The organism is Actinocrinis sp. (genome assembly GCF_035650855.1).
Classification (GTDB): domain Bacteria; phylum Actinomycetota; class Actinomycetes; order Streptomycetales; family Catenulisporaceae; genus Actinocrinis.
The window spans coordinates 1-17,906 of the sequence record NZ_DASRGV010000389.1; the positions used below are offsets into that span (position 1 = coordinate 1).

Genomic DNA, 17,906 nt, shown 5'->3' on the forward strand with positions numbered 1-17,906 from the left:
CGGCCGCGAAGCTGTTCCACACCGCGGCGCCGAGCATGTTCGAGCTGCTGACCAGGCAGCGCGCCCTGGTGGAGCGCGGGCGGCGGGCCGGCGGCGACCTCGGGCTGGTGCTGACCCGGCGTTACGCGTTCGGCTCCGACGCGCCCGAGTCCGCGGTGCGCTTCGTGCAGGAACTGATTCAGTCGACGCCGATCGATGTCATCGCGCGCTTCTTCACCGTGCTGCGGGAGCATGACAAGGCGGACGTGCTGCCGGTGTTCGATCGGGTGCCGTCGCTGGTGCTCGCGGCCGACAAGGACCTGCTGCTGCCGCTGAAGTTCAGCCGCGCGCTGGCCGACGCGATCCCGAGCGCCGAGTTCGTCACCGTGCCGAACGCCGGACACGTCGTGATTCTTGAGCATCCGCACGAGGTGAACGCCGCACTGCGTAGGCTGGTGGACCGAGTCGAGGCGCGGCTGGGAAAGTCGTCGAACGCCTCGTAGTCGGACCTGGAACGGGCAGAGGCGGAGCGCACAGTGGACGGCGGAGTCGAGGGCGCGGGCAGCGCCGCGGTGACGGTCGAGCGGGTCGAGGCGGAGGCCGCGCGGGACACGCAGGAGGTCGGCCGGCGGCTCGGCCGGCGGCTGCGCGCGGGTGATCTCGTCATCCTTTCCGGCGAACTCGGGGCCGGGAAGACGACCTTCACGCAGGGGCTCGCGCAGGGGCTGAACGTGCGCGGGCCGATCACCTCGCCGACGTTCGTCATCGCGCGCGTGCATCCTTCGCTCGGCGGCGCGGCGCCGCTGGTGCACGTGGACGCCTACCGGCTCGGTTCGCTCGCGGAACTGGACGATCTCGACCTGGACGCCTCGGTCGAGGACTCGGTGACCGTGGTGGAGTGGGGCGAGGGCAAGGCCGAGGTGCTCTCCGGGCAGCGGCTTGAGGTGCGGATCGAGCGCGCGCGTGCGGACGATGCGGACAGCGTGGACGGCCCCGATCGCAGGGTGATCACGGTCGTCGCGCACGGCGAGGGGATCGCGGACCGGTTCGCCGGCGGCGCGCCGCTGACCGACAATGCCGAGAGCTGATTCGTCCCGCTGAATCGGACAACCGGCTGCTCAGGGCAGGACGACGACCGTGGTGCCGACGCTGGAGAAGTTGAACAGCGCCTGCGCGTCGGCCTGAGCCATGCGGACGCCTCCGGTGTGCGAAGTCGGCGCCGGAGGCATGCCGGTGACGTTGGCCACCGCGTCGAAGCCGAAGGCCTTGTTGAACAGCACGACGTACTGAACCGGCGTGCCGTCGGTGCCCGTCACCTGCGACAGCTTGTTCGTCACCGTGAAGCTGCCGGTCGGCGCCGGCACGGTGCCCGGCACCACGGCCATCGTGCGCGCGACCGTGTTGCTCGCCGACACCAGCCAGATCCGCTTGGCGCCCTCGCCGTAGACGATGCGCGCGCCGGAACCGGAGTTCGCCGGAAGCGCGGCCGGGTTCGTCGCGCCGCCGGTCGCCGATCCCGCGGACGCGTTCGCCGTCGGCTGCCCGGAGGCCGTGCCCGCGCCCTTGGCCCCGTTGTTCGACACCTGCGGAGCCGTCGCCGCGGCCTGGGCCGCCAGCACCGCGACGCCGAAGAGGGAGGCGATCGTCATCACCACGACCGAGTAGGTCGCACCGTGGCCGGGCTTCCTCTTGCCCTGGCGCGAGCGCTGCCGGGACGGCGGCGCACCCGGCGGCTGTGTCGATGAGGGCTGTGTCGATGAGTGCTGTGTCGGCGAGGACTGCATCGCCGAGGGCTGCGCCGGTGACGGCGGCGCCGAAGACGAGAGGGTTTCCCAAGACTGCTGGCGGGGATCCGCGCCGCGCTGAGGCATCGAGCCGCCGCTGTAGCGGGGCGTCGTGGCGTGCGCGGACGAATCGCGCCCTCCGACACCGCGTCTGCCCATCGCGACTGCTCCTCCACCTTCGAACGACCTGTGTCATTCGCGTTCTGCGCGCCTCGGTACACGCGTTGAGGACCCATCATGCCGTAACCGGCGGACAGTGAGGAGTGGGCACGATCGGGCGGTCGCTGTGCCGCGCGTGCCGGATAAGGCGCCCGGTGGGGCAATAATGGCTCCCGTGCTCCTCCTGGCTTTTGACACAGCGACCCCGGCCGTGACCGTCGCGCTGCACGATGGGACCCAGGTACTCGCCGCGCACACCGAGCTCGACGCGCGACGCCACGGGGAATTGCTCTCTCCCGGCATCCGCGCCGTGCTGGCCGAGGCCGGCCGCGATCGGCGCGAGCTGACCGACATCGCGGTCGGCGTCGGACCGGGCCCGTTCACCGGGCTGCGGGTCGGCCTGGTGACCGCGCGGGCCCTCGGCGACGCGCTCGGCATCCCGGTGCACGGCGTGTGCACGCTGGACATCCTCGCCGCGGCGGTACGGCACGACGGCCCGTTCGCGGTCGCCACCGACGCGCGTCGCCGCGAGGTCTACTGGGCGCGTTACGCAGCCCCGGGCCAGCGGCTCACCGACCCGGCGGTGGACTGGCCGCACGTCGTCGCGCCGGAGGTGGCAGGCCTGCCGGTGGCCGGCGAGGGAGCGGTGAAGTACCCCGACGCGTTCGCCGAAGCGGTCGAGCCGGTGTACCCGGACGCGGCCGACCTCGCCGAACTGGCGGCCCGTCAACTGGCCGCCGGCGCCGCGCTGCTCGAACCGCTGCCGTTGTACCTGCGCCGCCCCGACGCGGTCGAGCCGGGCGCACGCAAGCCGGTGAGCCAGCCGGCGTTGCGGTGAGCGCGCCGACGCAGCCTCGTCCGCCAAGCGCCGAACTGCCGCCGCGCACGGTGCTGCGGCCGATGCGGTGGTGGGACATCCCGGCGGTCACCGTGCTCGAACACGTGGCGTTCCCCGAGGACGCCTGGTCGGTCGGGATGTTCTGGTCGGAGCTCGCCGAGGTGGCGTCGCGCTGTTACCTGGTGGCGGAGGAGTTCGGCTCGGATCCGGAGCATCCGGACCGGCAGGGCCCGCGCATCGTCGGCTATGCGGGGCTGCTGGCCGGGATCGGCGAGGCCGAGGTGCAGACCATCGCGGTCGACCCGAAGCGGGAGGGCCGGGGCCTGGGCGCGGCGCTGCTCACCGCGCTGCTGCGGGAGGCGGCTCGGCGGCAGTGCGACGACGTGGTGCTTGAGGTCCGGGAGGACAACCCGCGGGCGCAGCAGCTGTACCGCAGGTTCGGGTTCGTGCAGGTCGGGCTGCGCCGGGGCTACTACCAGCCCGCGAACGTGGACGCGCTGGTGATGCGCGCGTCGGGCGTCATCGAACGATTCGGAGAGGAAGACTGAGTTCTGTGACTCAAGGTTCTGTGACTCAAGGGACCGGGACGCTCGGCTCAGGGGGCGGCGACCTGCCGATCGTGCTCGGCTTCGAGACCTCGTGCGACGAGACCGGGATCGGCATCGTGCGCGGCACCGAGCTGCTCGCCGACGCGGTGGCCACCAGCGTGGACGAGCACGCCAGGTTCGGCGGCGTGGTGCCCGAGGTGGCCTCGCGCGCGCACCTCGAAGCGATGGTCCCGACGGTGCACCGCGCCCTGGAGACCGCGGGCCTCAAGCTCTCCGACGTGGACGCGATCGCGGTGACGGCAGGTCCGGGCCTCGCCGGGGCGCTGCTGGTGGGCGTGGCGGCGGCGAAGGGCTACGCGCTCGCGCTGGACAAGCCGCTGTACGGCGTGAACCACCTGGCCGCACACGTTGCCGTGGACCAGCTCGAGCACGGTCCGCTGCCCGAGCCGTGTCTGGCGCTGCTGGTCTCCGGCGGGCATTCCTCGCTGCTGCTCGTGCCCGACGTCACGTCGGACATCCGGCCGCTGGGCAGCACCGTGGACGACGCGGCGGGCGAGGCCTTCGACAAGGTCGCGCGGGTGCTCGGACTCGGCTTCCCCGGCGGCCCGCTGATCGACCGCGCGGCGCGCGAGGGCGACGGCGCGGCGATCGCCTTCCCGCGCGGGCTGACCGGCCCCAACGACGCGCCCTTCGACTTCTCCTTCTCCGGTCTCAAGACGGCGGTCGCCCGCTGGGTCGAGGCGCGGGAGCGGGCCGGTGAGCCGGTGCCGATCGCGGACGTGGCGGCCTCGTTCCAGGAGGCGGTCGTGGACGTGCTGACCCGCAAGGCGATCCGCGCGTGCAAGGAGAACGGCGTCGATCACCTGCTGATCGGCGGCGGGGTCGCGGCCAACTCGCGGCTGCGCGCGCTCGCCGAGGAGCGGGCCGCCGATCAGGGCATCCGGGTGCGGGTGCCGCGGCCGAAGCTGTGCACCGACAACGGCGCGATGGTCGCCGCGCTCGGCTCGGAACTGGTGGCGCGCGGCGTGCGGCCCTCCCCGCTGGACCTGCCGGCCGACTCCTCGATGCTGATCACCGAAGTGCTGGTCTGACGCGGTGCTGGTTCGCTTGGCTGGAGTGGCTTGCGGGGGCGACGCGTGCGCGTACTGATGTGGGAGGCGAAGGGCGACGCGGACGGACTGATCGCCTGGTGGCTCGCTCAGGTCGAGCCGCAACTGCCGGACGGTGCGTCAGCCGAGCTGTTCCGATCGACGGACCGCGTCGTGGCGCTGGTCCGGTTCAGCGGCGAGCGGATGACGGTGCCGAATCCGCCGGAGGAGCTGACCGCACGGCCGCCGCACGCATGGCCGTTCGAGACGGTGCCGTTGGAGAGCGCGCCGTTCGAGACGGGCGACTGATCAGGCCTTCATGCCGAGGGCGTCGAGCGCAGCCTGCAGGGATCGCGCGTAGCCGCGCGAGGTGTACGTAGCACCGGAGACGACGTTCACGTCGGCGCTCTGCGCTGCCAGCACCTCGGTGCGCAGGGTCTTGACGGCCTGGGTCGAGTAGTTCCACGAATCCGGGTTGTCGTGCGGCAGCTGAAGCGCCTTCACGTCGGTGATCCGGCCGCCGACCACGGTCACCTGGACCTGCACGATGCCGTGCGCGAGCACGACCTGCGGGCCGGTCGCGGTGCGCGTCTGGCCCTGGGTGACTATGGTCACCGTCATCCCGGCGGCCTGTGCCTTGTTCCCGGCCTTCGCCGCGAGCAGGGCGAGCATGGCCAGCAGCGACGCGGTGATCACCACGGCGATGCGGCGCAGACTCATCGGCAGTCCTCCTGCGGCAGAACTCGTTCAACACTGTGCTGCCGGGCAGATGATGCCCCGTCACGAGGGGACGGGGCAAGACCCGGCTGCGGCAACGTTACCGCGATTCTCGGCCGGCACTTCTTGGTCGGCACTTTGCCAATCCCAACCCGGCGGCAATCTCGTTAAGGCTCTTGACGAGCGTTGCGGGACGCCCTAGCGTTCACCCATCAATAAGGAAAGTTTCCTTACTCGGGGAGGTGCGCATGGACCGGGACCACGACCTGGTCGGTCCGCCGGGCACGCCCAGCCTGCTGCGCGCCATCAACGACCGCACCGCGCTGCGCCTGCTCGCCGACCGCGGGCCGCTCTCGCGCACCCAGCTCGGCGCGCTGGCCGGGCTGTCCAAGCCCACCGCCTCGCAACTGATGGACCGCCTCGAGGCGGCCGGCCTGGTCGAAGCGGTGCTCGACGCGGAGCCCGCGCACGTGAACGGCAGCGCAGGGCGGACCGCCCGGCGATACCGGCTGCGCGGCGCGGCGGCACACGTGGCCGGGCTCGACGTGACCGCGGCGCGCATCGTCGCCCGCGTGTGCGACCTGTCCGGGCGACCCGTCGGCGAGGCGACCCTCGTGACGCCAGGACGCTCGGCCAGCGGCACCGTCGACCGGGTACGCGAGGCGCTGACCGCGGCCTGCGCGACCGCCGGGATGGACATCAGCACCCTGCACCACGTCGTCATCGGCATCGGCGGCGCCATCGACCCGGGCACCGGTCGGCTCGGCTTCGCCCGCCACCTGCCCGGCTGGCACGAATCCGACCTGCTCGCCCGGCTGCGTGCCGAGCTGACGGCGCCCGGCTTGCCGGACCCGCGGGTCGACGTCGAGAACGACGTGAACCTCGTCGCGGTCGCCGAGCAGACGATCGGCGCCGGACAGGGCGCTCGCGACGTCGTCGTGCTCTGGGTCGCCGAGGGCATCGGCGCCGCCGTCATCATCGACGGCAAGCTGCACCGCGGCGCGACCGGAGGAGCCGGCGAGGTCGGTTACATGCCGGTGCCGGGCGCCCCGGTGGTCCGCAGCATCGGCCGCGGCACCACCGGCGGCTTCCAGGCCCTGGCCGGCGGCCCCGCAGTGCTGAAACTGGCCAGGCAGCACGGATTCACCGGCGCCGACCCGCAATCCGCGGTGGCCCGCGCGGTCGAGGCGATCGCCGCGCCCGCGCCTGCGCCCGTAGCCGTCCAGCAGGCGGCGCGCCGGCTGCTCACCGAGCTGGCCGACCGGCTCGCCACCGGCCTGGCCCCGATCGTGGCCGTGCTCGACCCGGAGCTGATCGTGCTCACCGGCGCCATCCCGCGCTCCGGCGGCGCCCCGCTGCGCGAACTGGTCGCCGAGGCCCTGCACGGCATGGCCATCCCAAGACCCCGCCTGGTCGAGTCCGCGCTCGCGGACAACCCGGTGCTCGCCGGGGCGATCCACGCGGCCCTCGCGGCGACCAGGGAGGCGGTGTTCGACACGAGCGCCGGCACTCCGGTCCCCGCCTGACTGCACCCTTCAGCACGACCCGGCACGACCCGCACCGCCCCCAACACCACCGGCACAGCTCCACCGATCGGCACAGCTCCACCCGTCTGCACAGCCCCATCGCACCGCCCGGCTCACCTCCCGAACCGCTCCACGAACCCGCGAAGGAGTTCCGCCCGTGTCGCACCTGCGTCGCATGACCGGCCCCGCGGCCGCGATAGCCGCGGTCCTGACCGCTGCGGCCTGCGCCGGCAACACCGCGCCCGCGCAGCAGAAGATCACCGCCGTGGACCCGTATCCCACGAGCAAGCCCGACGTCACCATCAACCTCTGGCACGGCTTCTCCGAGGGCTCGGAGAACGACGCGTTCAACGCGATGGTCGCGAGCTTCGAGAAGGCCCACCCCAACATCCACGTGAAGACCACGGGGAACATCACCGACACCCAGATCCAGCAGGGCATCAAGGCCGGCGGATCGCAGTCCCCGGATGTCGCGGTCTCCTTCACCACCGACGACGTCGGCACCTACTGCTCCACCGGCGAGTGGATCAACCTCAAGCAGGATCTGGCCGCCGCGCAGATCGACGTGGCCAAGACCTTCCCGGCGCCGCTGATCAACTACACCCAGTACCAGGGCGACCAGTGCGCGCTGCCGCTGGAGAACGACGCGTACGGGCTCTACTACAACAAGAGCTTCTTCCAGCAGGCCGGGCTCACCGACCCGCCCAAGACGCTCAGCGAGCTGCAGGCCGACGCGCTCAAGCTGACGCAGAAGAACCCTGACGGCTCGTTCAAGCGGATCGGCTTCTTCCCCTCCTTCGCGTACTTCGAGCAGGTTCCCGGCCACTTCACCTCGATCTTCCACCTCAAGTGGCAGGGCCCGACGCACAACTCCGAGCTGGCCTCGGACCCCGGCTTCACCGCGATGCTCAACTGGCAGAAGAGCTTCCAGGACGCCATCCTGAATCAGGCTCCGAAGTCGACCGCCAAGCAGCTGACCGACTTCATGAACAAGTCGATGGGCGCGGGCGAGTTCACCGCCGGGCAGAACCCGTTCGAGACCGGCGCGGTCGCGATGTCGATGGACGGCGAGTGGCGCAACGCGAATCTGAAGGCTGAGACGCCGAACCTGTCCTACGGCACCGCGCCGTTCCCGGTGCAGGACACCGACGCGGCCTCCTACGGCGGCGGGTACGTGACCGGCACGGTGATCGGCATCTCCTCGCGCAGCGCGCACCAGGACGCCGACTGGGAGCTGGTGAAGTACCTGACCACGAACACCGACACCCTGGTCACCTTCGCGAACGCGATCCAGAACGTGCCGTCCACCCTCGCCGCCCTCGCCTCGCCGCAGCTGACGCAGAACCCGAACTTCCAGACCTTCGTGAAGGTCTCCGGCAACCCGAACTCGGCCACCACCCCGGCCTCACCGAACGGCGGCCAGTACCAGCAGACCGCGCAGACCTGGGTCGCGACCTGGGAGGCGGGTCAGGTCTCCGACCTGTCCTCGGCGCTGGCCGCGCTCGACGCGCAGATCGACAAGGACACCCAGGCCGGCGTGCGCCCCAGCGGCAGCTGACCTCAGACGGATCGAGGCTAGAGACAATGGCAACGCCCGTCCTCGCCCTGCCCGGGCGCAGGAGGAAGCGGGCCGACCTCCCGGCGGCGCTGCGTGCGAAGCGCCGCCGGGAGGGCCTGGCCGCCCTGGGCTTCCTCTCCCCGTGGCTGCTCGGCTTCAGCGTGTTCTTCGCCTACCCGCTGATCGCCGCGGTCTACTTCTCCTTCTACTACTACGACCAGTTCAACGCCCCGGTGTGGGTGGGCCTGAAGAACTGGGACTACATCCTGTTCAACTTCCCGGACTTCGTGACCGGGCTGAAGAACACGCTGTGGCTCGTGGTCGTCATGGTCACCCTGCAGACCGTGTTCGGGCTCGGAGTCGCCATGCTGATCACCAAGATCAAGCGTGGCGGCAACATCTTCCGGACCCTGTTCTACCTGCCCTACCTGGCCCCGCCGGTCATCTCAACGCTCGTGTTCGTGTACCTCTTCGACGCGGGCGGGCCGGTGAACTCGATCCTGGCGCACCTGGGCGTGCACAACCCGCCGGGCTGGTTCAACTCGCCGACCTGGTTCAAGCCGTCCCTGACGCTGCTGTCCCTGTGGGGCATCGGGAACACGGTGGTCATCTTCTTCGCCTCGCTGCTCGACGTGCCGAGGGAGCAGATGGAGGCCGCGATGCTGGACGGCGCCGGGCCGGTCAAGCGGTTCCGCTTCGTCACGCTGCCGTCGATCCAGCCGGTCATCCTGTTCTCGGTGGTCACCGGCGTGATCTACACGATGCAGTACTACACGCAGGCGATCGTGGCCGGCGAGGTGGCCAGCGGGCACGTGGCCACCGCGGGTACGACCCTTGACATCGGCTATCCGCTCGGCTCCAGCCTCACCGTGCCGCAGCTGATCTACCAGCAGGGCATCCTGAACGCGAATACGGGTCCTGCCTGTGTGCTCTCGATCCTGCTGTTCGCGATGACGATGCTGTTCACGCTCATTCTGCTGCGGCGCAAGAACGGATTGGTGGGAGGGGACTGATGGCAGCCGTGATGTCGCCCCCGGTCGCACCGCACGCCGGGATCAATCGCACGGCCCGCTCGGCGGCGCGCCGCCGGCGCGTGCTGGAGTGGATCGCGGTGCACTCGCTGGCGATCGTCGCCGCGGTGTTCTTCGCCGGGCCGTTCTTCTTCCTGGTGGTCACCTCGGTGATGCCGGACAACCAGGCGCTGTCCGGGGCGCTGTGGCCCTCGCACTGGCAGTGGTCGAACTTCCGCGACGTGTGGGACCGGGCCGGCTTCCTGACCTGGTACAAGAACACGCTGCTGTACGCGGTGCCGGTGACGGTCCTGACCGTGGTCTCCTCGGTGCCGGTCGCCTACGCGCTGGCGAAGTTCAAGTTCCGCTTCCGCCGCGCCGCGATGATCGTGCTGGTCTCCGCGATGATGATCCCGCCGCAGGTGACCGTGATGCCGATGTACCTGCTGTGGACCAAGCAGTTCGGGCTCGGCGGCACGCTCTGGCCGCTGATCGTGCCGACCGCCTTCGGCGACGCCTACTCGATCTTCCTGCTGCGGCAGTTCCTGCTGACCGTGCCCAAGGAGTACATCGACGCGGCGAAGGTGGACGGCTGCGGGGAGATCAGGACCCTGCTGCGGGTGGTGGTGCCGATGATCCGGCCCGCGATCGCGGCGGTGGCGCTGTTCCAGTTCTTCTACGCCTGGAACGACTACTTCGGCCCGCAGGTCTACGTCGGACCCAACCCGGGCAACTGGACCCTCGCCCTCGGCCTTGAGACCTTCCACGCCGCGCACCACGTGGACTGGAACCTGATGATGGCCGCGAACCTCATGGTCATCGCGCCGATCGTGGTCGTCTTCTTCTTCGCGCAGAAGGTTTTCGTCGAGGGTGTGACATTGACAGGAGTGAAGGGCTGATGAAGCTCGCGATCATCGGGGGCGGCTCGACGTACACGCCGGAGCTCGTCGACGGTTTCGCCCGGCTGCGCGCCGAGCTGCCGATCACCGAGCTGGCGCTGGTCGACCCGGCGGCCGACCGGCTTGAGGCCGTCGGCGCCGTCTCCCGCCGGATCTTCGCCAAGCAGGGGCACCCCGGCAGGGTGCTGACAACGGATTCGGTGGAGGAGGGCGCCGACGGAGCCGACGCGGTGCTCTTCCAGCTGCGGGTCGGCGGCCAGGCGGCGCGCAACGTGGACGAGACTTTGCCGCTGCAGTTCTGCTGCGTGGGGCAGGAGACCACCGGCGCGGGCGGCCTGGCCAAGGCGCTGCGCACGGTGCCGGTGGTGCTCGATCTGGCGGACCGGGTGCGCAAGGTGGCCCCGGAGGCGCGGATCGTCGACTTCACCAACCCGGTCGGCATCGTCACGCGAGCGTTGCTTGACGCCGGACACGACGCGGTCGGCCTGTGCAACGTCGCGATCGGCTTCCAGCGCCGCTTCGCCGCCGAGTTGGGTGTCACGCCGGAGCGCATCCAGCTCGACCACGTCGGTCTCAATCACCTGACCTGGGAGCGCGGCGTCAAGCTGGACGGCGAGGAGATCCTCCCGAAGATCATCGAGGAGCACGCCAAGGAGATCGCGGAGGGAAATCAGATCCCTGAGGATATCATCCACCACCTCGGCATGATCCCGTCCTACTACCTGCGCTATTACTACATGCACGACCAGGTGGTGGAGGAGGAGCGCAGCGCGCCGTCGCGGGCCTCGGAGGTCGCCGCGATCGAGGAGAGGCTGCTGACGATGTACCGCGATCCGGCGGTGGACGAGAAGCCGGAGCTGCTGGCCAAGCGCGGCGGCGCGTTCTACTCGGAGGCGGCGGTGCAGCTGCTCGCGTCGCTGGTCGGCGGGAAGGGCGACGTGCAGGTGGTCAACGTGCGCAACGAGGGCACGCTGCCGTTCCTGGACGACCGGGCGGTCATCGAGGTCTCCGCGACGGTCAGCGGATCAGGGGTCGAACCTCTGCCGCAGGCGCCGCTCCCCGCGCATCTTCGAGGCCTGATCGCGCACGTGAGCGCGTACGAGGAACTGGCCCTCGACGCGGCGATCCGCGGCGGCCGGGACCGGGTGTTCGGCGCGCTGCTGGCGCACCCGCTGATCGGGCAGGTGGATGTGGCCGACAAGCTCACCGACGCGCTGATCGCCGCCAATGCGCAGCACCTGCCGTGGGCGGAGCCCAAGTGACCGTGAGCACCAAGCAGACGGAGTCGGCGGGGGGAGCCGGGCCTGCGTCCCGGGCCGGAACCGTGCTCGCCATCGACGGCGGGAACAGCAAGACCGATGTACTGCTCGTGGACGACGAGGGGAAGGTGCTCGCGAGCGCGCGCTCCGGCGGCTTCACCCCGCAGTCCAGCGGCGTGGACGCGGCGATCGCGGTGGCCGCGCGGGCGGTGGCCGAGATCCGGGCGAAGCTGGGCCTGGACCTGCCCGAGCAGTCCGCGGCGAACGCGGACTCCGTCCGCCCAGGGCGCGCCCTGGACTCCGCGGACGGCAGCGGCGTCTCCCTGGGCGCCGCGGCCCCACTGGCCCGCCACCTCGCCGCCTACGTCGCCGGCGCGGACCTCCCGGTGGAGGAGGAAGCGCTAGCGGTCGCGTTCGCGGCCCAGGGCTGGGCCGACACGGTCGAGGTCGGCAATGACACCTTCGCGCTGCTGCGTGCCGGGGCGACCCGGCCGTGGGGAGTGGCGGTGGTGTGTGGCGCCGGCGTCAACTGCGCCGGCATCGGACCGGACGGCACGCGGGCCCGGTTCCCCGCGCTCGGCCGGATCTCCGGCGACTGGGGCGGCGGCCACCACCTCGGCGAGGAGGCGCTCTGGCACGCGATCCGCGGCGAGGACGGCCGCGGCCCGCGCACCCTGCTCACCGAGGCGGTCGCAGGGCACTTCGCCAGGCGGTCCGTGGAGGCGGTGTCCCTCGCGCTGCACTTCGGCGAACTGGAAGGCGACCGGCTCAACGAGCTGGCCCCAGTCCTGCTCGCGGCGGCGGGGCAAGGCGACCCGGTCGCCCTCGGCGTAACGGACCGAATGGCCGAGGAGATCGTCACGCTCGCGAGAGTCGTGCTGGTCCGCCTGGGCATCGCCGACCGCGCGGCGGAGGTCGTCCTCGGCGGCGGGGTGCTACGTGCCCGGGTCCCGGTCCTGATGGACCGCATCGCCGCGCGCGCCGCCGCCGAGATCCCGCTGGCTGAGCTGGTCGTGGTCGAGGAGCCGCCGGTCGTCGGCGCGGCGCTGCTCGGTCTGGAGACTCTGGGCCTCACGGGAGCCGTGCGGTTCTAGCGGAGCTCAGCCGTTGTGGTGATGGTGGGGCTGATCAATGCCGCCAGCGTTCCCCGGGGCGCCGTTCCAGCCGCCGGTCATGTTCGGATCGTGGTGGTGATGGTGGTGGTGTGCATGCTGGTGGTGCCCGGGCGCGTGACCTTCAGGCCGATTCAGCTCGGACTGCGCGAGCAGAATCGCGCTCGGATCCGCGCCCGGATCGCGGTAGAGCTGGCGGGCGCGGCGGGTGCCCCGTACAGCAGAGGTCACCAGGCCGATCGCCGCAAGGACGATTAGGGCGAGGGGCGCCAGGAGGATGAGCGGCATGTCCATTGATCCCCCATGATCGGCATCCGCGTTAGGTCCGCGAGTTCGTAAGCCAGTGTGCCCGTAAGCCAGTGTGCCCGTAAGCCAGTGGGCCCGTGGGCTTGCTGGCGTCTCGTGTTGCTGCGTGGTGTTGACTGACTGAGCTGTCGGCTACCGATTGAGCTTACTTATTCACCTCTTGGCCAAGCCTGGCAATTGCGGAACTGGTGCCGGCGTCACGTGCTGCGGCGGCCGGACCCGGGGGCGACGGTTGTCCAGTTCAGCTGGACACACTGTCGTTCGGACCGGCCGCCGCGCGGCGCTTCGTGTCTAGACGAGTTCGGCCTCGAGGGTGATCGGGACCGCCTTGAGCGCCTGGGAGACCGGGCAGCCTTCCTTGGCCTTCGCGGCGAAGTCGGCGAACTCGTCGGCGGTGATGCCGGGGACCGAGGCCTTGACGCTCAGGCGGATGGCGGTGATGCCGGTGCCGGGCTGGAAGTCCACCTCGGCGGCGGTGTCCACGGTGGCCGGCGGGTTGCCCGCCTGGGCCAGCGCGTGCGAGAGGGCCATCGAGAAGCAGGTGGAGTGGGCCGCCGCGATCAGCTCCTCCGGGGAGGTGACCCCATTGGGCTCCGCCGAGCGCGCCGCCCAGGTCACCGGGTAGCTGCCCAGACTGGACGAGTTGAACGAGACCTCGCCCTTGCCCTCCAGCAGGCTACCTTCCCAGTGCGCCGCGGCCTTGCGAGTCGTTGCCACAGTTCCACTCCGATCCGATCGAACGATCTGAGTAATCGTCAGGACGTTTGGACGAGCCCTTTTGACTCAGTCGCCATCCTAGGCGGAGTGGGTTGCCGCGGCCTTGTGGCGGTGCGGCCTCGCTCCGGTACGGCGGTACGGCGCACGACGCGCGGTCGACCGTTGGGGTGCGCTCAGGACGTCTTGCGCAGGACGTAGATGCCGAAGCCGTCCTCGTAGATCACCTTGTACGTCGCGCCGGGGTGTCGCTGCTGCTCGAAGCCCGGGACGTCCGTTATCGGCGGGCTGAAGCCGGAGACCACCTGGTCGAACACCACGTACTCGGGCGCGGTCGGGCCGGCGGGGTTGCCTACCCAGAACGTGTCGTCGCGCGCGGAGAGCGGGGCGAGCATGTTGATCGTCGTCTCGACCGTCACGCCGTCCGGGACCAGCGACATCGCGTGGCTGAGTGCCTGGGTGCGGGCGTCGAAGGTGAACGTGTTGGGGTCGAAGAGTTGGTTGTAGGGGAACTGCTGCACCAGGGCGAGGGAGACGGCGAGCATGGCGACGGCGCCGTGGTTGGACATGGCCATGCTCACTCTTCGGGCGCCGCGGCGTACGGCGCCTGCAAGGTCCGGCAGCGCTCCCGCGGTGCGGGCGCGGACGATGCCGTCTGCCGCCGCGACGAACAGGATCGGCATCAGGATCGCGTTGTAGTGCCAGGTGGTGCCCCAGAACGTCGAGTTGGTCGTTATGAACCGCGAGCCCAGGTTCGGGACCGCGAACAGCACCAGCGGCGAGCGCAGCGCCACGAACGCGGTGATGGCCAGCAGCAGGAAGATCAGCTCCAGCTTGCCGCCGGCGTTCTGCATGCTCTGCCCGATCAGGCAGGTGATCGGCTTGGCGCCGCCGGGCTGGGTCGGGTCCGCGCAGCCGCCCTTGTTCCAGTATTCGTACTGGTGGGTGGGGTTGAGCGCGGGAATGATCCAGTAGATGGCCAGCAGGGAGCCGGCGGTGCCCGCGGCGGAGAGCACTGCGCCGAGCAGGGTGCGGCCGTAGAGGATGAGGGCGATGCCGATCGGGAGCACGACCGTTATCCCGAGGTCCTCCTTGCACAGGAGCAGCGGGAGGGCCCACAGTGCGGCGGCCATGTGCTTGCCGCGCAACATCGCGCACATCGAGAACGCGATCAGCGGTACCGCGAACGCGATCTCGTGGAAGTCCGCGTCGATCGCCTCGGCCAGACCGAACGAGAGGCCGTACGCGGCGCCGAGCGCGTATCCGGCCCCGGTGCTGATCCGCTCGGCGCCGAAGCGCACGATCGGGACGGCGGCGACGGCGAACAGGAACGCCTGCGCGACGAGCAGCGTGACCGGGGTCGGGAAGATCAGGAAGAACGGGCCGATCAGCGCGACGATCGGGCTGAAGTGCTCGCCGAGGATCTCGTAGCCGGGCGAGCGCGCGTCGTCGATCGGTGCGTGGAAGTGCGCGTACTGCTTGACCTCCTCGGTGAACAGGCCGAGGTCCCACGAGGTCGGGGCGAAGCGGTAGAAGCGGGCCAGCGAGATCAGCAGGTAGACCGTCATCAGGCCGGCGACCAGCAGCCACGGGCCGTAGGTCTGAAGCGACCAGCGGGGCGGGAAGGTGGGGAAGCGGCGGCGGGAGGAGGTCGTCTCGGCGGTCCCGGCGTTCTTGGCGGTCTCCGCAGACTCGGGGGCCGTTGCGGCGGCCATGGCGTGGGCTTCGCGCGAGGCCTCGGGGCGTGTCTCGGTCAGCGTCGGGCCCGAATCCGATGCGGCGGTTTCCGGGCTCTCGGGAGCTTCATCCGCATTGGTATAGGCCATGGGGCGTAGGGTATCGACCGATTCGTGACATGGCCAAGAGCCGACACCCGACACGGGGACCACTTAGGGCTTGGCCGGTGCGGGGGCCGAGAATGGGCGGCGTGGAGATCGGTGACTTTACGGCATTGCTTGACCCGGTAGGCCAGGGCCTCTTGGCAGAGTTGAGCGGGGGCGCTTACGCAGAGGCGGCGGCGTTGTCGCTGGCGTCCAAGCTGCGTGACCGGTACCCGGCGCCCTTGGTCGCGACGGCGTTAACGCAGGCTCGGCTGCGTGCACACGCCGAGGCCAAGTTCGGTTCGGCCGCCGCGACCATGTACTTCACGGCTCAGGGACTTGAGCAGGCGACGCGGCGGTCCGTAGCCGAGTGGCGGGCTCGCCGCTACGCGTCGGCGGGCGTGCGGCGGGTCGCGGATCTGTGCTGCGGGATCGGCGGCGACGCGCTCGCGTTCGCGGCGGCGGGGATCGACGTGCTCGCGGTGGACCGAGATCCGGTGACGTGCGCGGTGGCCGAGGCTAATGTGCGGGCCGCCGGGCTGGCCGATCGGGTCGAGGTGCGGTGCGCGGACGTCACGAAAGTTGCACTGGACGGGTGTGACGCGGCTTTTCTCGATCCGGCACGGCGGGGCGATCGGGGGCGCATCTTCGACCCGGCTGCGTACTCGCCGACCTGGGGGTTCGCGCTGGAGCTTGCCGGGCGGGTCGGGGAGCTGGGAGTGAAGGTCGCGCCTGGGATTCTGCATGAGCTGGTGCCGGACGGGGCGGAGGCGGAGTGGGTGTCCGAGCGCGGCGAGGTGAAGGAGGCCGGGATCTATTTCGGGCGGCTGGCCCTGGCCGGGGGACGGCGGCGCGCGACGGTACTCCCCGGGCCGTGGACGATGGTCGCGAGGGGAGTCGGAGATCCCGAGCCGGGACCGGTGCAGCGGTACCTGTACGAGCCGGACGGCGCGGTGATCCGGGCGCGGCTGATCGGCGAACTGGCGCAGGATCTTGAGGCGCGGACGGTCGACAAGACGATCGCCTACCTGACCGGCGACCGGCTGGTGGAGACCCCGTTCGCGTCGGCGTATGAGATCACTGATGTGCTGCCGTTCCACGTCAAGCGGTTGCGCGCGGTGGTGGCAGAGCGCGGGATCGGCGTGCTCACGGTCAAGAAGCGCGGCGCGGACATGGACCCGGCAGTCCTGCGCAAGCAGCTGCGCCCCGCCGGACCGAACTCGGCGGTGCTGATCGTCACACGCGTCCTCGGCGCGCATATCGCCTTGCTCGGGCAACCTGCGCGCCCATCGGGCTGACCGCGGTCTTGGTGGACGGCGTGAGGAAAGAGAAGTGCACCTGCGCGCCGCCGAGCGGGGAGCGGTCGATGTGCAGCGAGCCGCCGGTGCGTTCGGCCAGCTTGCGCACGATGTCGAGGCCGAGCCCGGTCGAGCCCACCCGCCCGGAACCCTCGCCCCGGCGTACCGCGCGGTCCGCGTCGTCGAGGCCCGGCCCGGCGTCGTCGACCAGGATCGCCACCGAGCCGTTGCCCTGATGCACCGTGACCTGGAACGCGGTGCCTTCGGGCGTGTGCCGGAAGACGTTGCCGAGCACGGCATCGAGGGCGGCGGCCACCTCGGGGGCGGCGACTGGGACGTGCACCGGCCCGGATGTGCCAACCACCTGCCAGAGCCGTTCCTGATCCTCGGCCAGCGCCGACCAGAACTCCATCCGTTCCGCGACCACGGCAGCCACGTCGCAGGACCCTGACGCCGCAGTGCCGCCGCGCGCGGCCCGGATGATCTGGTCGACCTCGGATTCCAGCTTGGCGACCGCCTCCCGCGTGGACGCCGCGTTCGGCACGTCGCCGAGCGCCTGGGCGTTGAGCCGCAGCGCGGTCAGCGGCGTGCGCAGCCGGTGCGAGAGGTCCGCCACCAATTCCCGCTCGGCGGCGAGAAGATGCACGACGCGGTCCGCCATGGTGTTGAAGGCATCGCCCGCTTCGCGCAGCTCGTTCGGGCCGTCGGCGTCCACGCGGACCGTGGTGTCCCCGTCGCCGAGCTTGCGCGATGCCTCGGCCAAGTGCCGGGCCGCGCCGACCACGCGGGTGGCGAGCCGGTCCGCGACCAGTGTGGAACCGGCGACCAGCACGAGCGCGACGGCGCTGAGGATCAGCCAGCCGCGCACCACGCCCTGGTGGGTCTTCCCGGCGTCGATGTAGACCTCGATCAGGGTCAGCTTGCCGCCGTCGACCACCTCGGGCTGCACGAGCACGGAGCCGCCGGGCACCGCCAGGGTCTCCGCGCGACCCTGCGCCGAGACCACGCTCAGCTGCGTCGGGCTCGCGTGGCTGGTGCCGAGTACGACGCCGCCGGGCAGGCTCAACGCGATGTCCTGCGTGCCGGACATGGTCTCCAGCGCGCCCTGCAGCTGGGTGCGGTCCATGGTGACGGCCAGCAGTGGCTCTATCGCGGCGATCCGCGCCTGGGCGTCGGCGAAGGCGCGCTGCGCGGCGATGTGGTCGATGGCGAAGCCGAGCGGGATCAGGAAGGCGAGGGCGACCATGCTGGTGACCGCGAGGGCCACCCTCGCCAGCGCCCATCTCATCGG

19 protein-coding genes are annotated in these 17,906 nt (G+C 70.8%); 13 read left to right on the top strand and 6 right to left on the bottom strand.

Annotated features, from left to right (window positions below; genetic code table 11):
* Together VFB40_RS27380 and tsaE are read left to right on the top strand one after the other, a co-directional pair.
* The coding region (locus VFB40_RS27380; RefSeq protein ID WP_324855730.1) for an alpha/beta fold hydrolase at positions 1-482 on the top strand (482 nt) is incomplete at its 5' end.
* Positions 483-551: 69 nt separating this feature from the next.
* Positions 552-1,067 (top strand): tRNA (adenosine(37)-N6)-threonylcarbamoyltransferase complex ATPase subunit type 1 TsaE, encoded by a 516-nt coding sequence (gene tsaE / locus VFB40_RS27385; RefSeq protein ID WP_349261652.1) that lies wholly within the window; start codon positions 552-554, stop codon positions 1,065-1,067.
* Positions 1,068-1,097: 30 nt separating this feature from the next.
* On the opposite strand, the gene VFB40_RS27390 is transcribed toward tsaE, so the two are convergent.
* Positions 1,098-1,922 carry a L,D-transpeptidase family protein gene (locus VFB40_RS27390; RefSeq protein WP_324855734.1) on the bottom strand — a complete coding sequence of 275 codons (825 nt, stop codon included), beginning with the start codon at positions 1,920-1,922 and terminating at the stop codon, positions 1,098-1,100.
* 175 nt (positions 1,923-2,097) lie between these two features.
* On the opposite strand from VFB40_RS27390, the gene tsaB reads away from it, so the two are divergent.
* Genes tsaB through VFB40_RS27410 form a run of 4 tightly spaced genes read left to right on the top strand, consistent with a single transcriptional unit; the run spans position 2,098 to position 4,705 of the window.
* The gene (gene tsaB / locus VFB40_RS27395) at positions 2,098-2,760 is read left to right on the top strand and encodes a tRNA (adenosine(37)-N6)-threonylcarbamoyltransferase complex dimerization subunit type 1 TsaB (protein WP_324855736.1); all 663 of its coding nucleotides are present in this window, start codon (positions 2,098-2,100) and stop codon (positions 2,758-2,760) included.
* Positions 2,757-3,308, top strand: a complete 552-nt coding sequence (rimI, locus tag VFB40_RS27400) for a ribosomal protein S18-alanine N-acetyltransferase (RefSeq protein WP_324855738.1) — start codon at positions 2,757-2,759, stop codon at positions 3,306-3,308. The genes tsaB and rimI overlap by 4 nt, the downstream gene beginning before the upstream one ends.
* Positions 3,309-3,328: 20 nt before the next feature.
* On the top strand, positions 3,329-4,399 hold the full coding sequence (gene tsaD, locus VFB40_RS27405) for a tRNA (adenosine(37)-N6)-threonylcarbamoyltransferase complex transferase subunit TsaD (protein ID WP_324855741.1): 1,071 nt from the start codon (positions 3,329-3,331) through the stop codon (positions 4,397-4,399).
* Positions 4,400-4,444: 45 nt separating this feature from the next.
* The gene (locus VFB40_RS27410) at positions 4,445-4,705 is read left to right on the top strand and encodes a hypothetical protein (protein ID WP_324855743.1); all 261 of its coding nucleotides are present in this window, start codon (positions 4,445-4,447) and stop codon (positions 4,703-4,705) included.
* Here VFB40_RS27410 and VFB40_RS27415 read toward each other — a convergent pair whose 3' ends face one another.
* Positions 4,706-5,116: an FMN-binding protein gene (locus VFB40_RS27415; protein WP_324855745.1), complete on the bottom strand. Its 411-nt coding sequence runs from the start codon at positions 5,114-5,116 to the stop codon at positions 4,706-4,708.
* Between the two features lie 245 nt (positions 5,117-5,361).
* On the opposite strand from VFB40_RS27415, the gene VFB40_RS27420 reads away from it, so the two are divergent.
* The 6 genes from VFB40_RS27420 (at position 5,362) to VFB40_RS27445 (ending at position 12,459) form a co-directional block, all read left to right on the top strand.
* A complete protein-coding gene (locus VFB40_RS27420; RefSeq protein WP_324855747.1) occupies positions 5,362-6,639 on the top strand; it encodes an ROK family transcriptional regulator in 1,278 nt (425 codons plus the stop codon).
* 157 nt (positions 6,640-6,796) lie between these two features.
* Complete coding sequence (locus VFB40_RS27425; RefSeq protein ID WP_324855749.1) at positions 6,797-8,197, top strand: extracellular solute-binding protein; 1,401 nt, start codon at positions 6,797-6,799, stop codon at positions 8,195-8,197.
* A gap of 26 nt (positions 8,198-8,223) precedes the next feature.
* The gene (locus tag VFB40_RS27430) at positions 8,224-9,210 is read left to right on the top strand and encodes a carbohydrate ABC transporter permease (protein ID WP_324855751.1); all 987 of its coding nucleotides are present in this window, start codon (positions 8,224-8,226) and stop codon (positions 9,208-9,210) included.
* On the top strand, positions 9,210-10,106 hold the full coding sequence (locus tag VFB40_RS27435; RefSeq protein WP_324855753.1) for a carbohydrate ABC transporter permease: 897 nt from the start codon (positions 9,210-9,212) through the stop codon (positions 10,104-10,106). The genes VFB40_RS27430 and VFB40_RS27435 overlap by 1 nt, the downstream gene beginning before the upstream one ends.
* Positions 10,106-11,368 carry a 6-phospho-beta-glucosidase gene (locus VFB40_RS27440; RefSeq protein ID WP_324855755.1) on the top strand — a complete coding sequence of 421 codons (1,263 nt, stop codon included), beginning with the start codon at positions 10,106-10,108 and terminating at the stop codon, positions 11,366-11,368. The genes VFB40_RS27435 and VFB40_RS27440 overlap by 1 nt, the downstream gene beginning before the upstream one ends.
* Entirely contained in the window at positions 11,365-12,459 is a 1,095-nt protein-coding gene (locus VFB40_RS27445; protein ID WP_324855758.1) for an N-acetylglucosamine kinase, read from the top strand. Before VFB40_RS27440 ends, VFB40_RS27445 begins: the two co-directional genes overlap by 4 nt.
* A gap of 6 nt (positions 12,460-12,465) precedes the next feature.
* On the opposite strand, the gene VFB40_RS27450 is transcribed toward VFB40_RS27445, so the two are convergent.
* From VFB40_RS27450 to VFB40_RS27460, 3 genes are all read right to left on the bottom strand, one after another.
* Positions 12,466-12,771, bottom strand: a complete 306-nt coding sequence (locus VFB40_RS27450; RefSeq protein ID WP_324855759.1) for a hypothetical protein — start codon at positions 12,769-12,771, stop codon at positions 12,466-12,468.
* Between the two features lie 303 nt (positions 12,772-13,074).
* Positions 13,075-13,500 carry an OsmC family protein gene (locus VFB40_RS27455; protein WP_324855761.1) on the bottom strand — a complete coding sequence of 142 codons (426 nt, stop codon included), beginning with the start codon at positions 13,498-13,500 and terminating at the stop codon, positions 13,075-13,077.
* Between the two features lie 173 nt (positions 13,501-13,673).
* On the bottom strand, positions 13,674-15,323 hold the full coding sequence (locus tag VFB40_RS27460) for a DUF2079 domain-containing protein (RefSeq protein WP_324855764.1): 1,650 nt from the start codon (positions 15,321-15,323) through the stop codon (positions 13,674-13,676).
* A gap of 92 nt (positions 15,324-15,415) precedes the next feature.
* Here VFB40_RS27460 and VFB40_RS27465 point away from each other — a divergent pair, with 92 nt between their 5' ends.
* The gene (locus VFB40_RS27465; RefSeq protein ID WP_349261653.1) at positions 15,416-16,615 is read left to right on the top strand and encodes a class I SAM-dependent methyltransferase; all 1,200 of its coding nucleotides are present in this window, start codon (positions 15,416-15,418) and stop codon (positions 16,613-16,615) included.
* On the opposite strand, the gene VFB40_RS27470 is transcribed toward VFB40_RS27465, so the two are convergent.
* Entirely contained in the window at positions 16,554-17,903 is a 1,350-nt protein-coding gene (locus tag VFB40_RS27470) for a sensor histidine kinase (RefSeq protein ID WP_324855768.1), read from the bottom strand. The genes VFB40_RS27465 and VFB40_RS27470 overlap by 62 nt on opposite strands.
* Positions 17,904-17,906 lie beyond the last annotated feature (3 nt).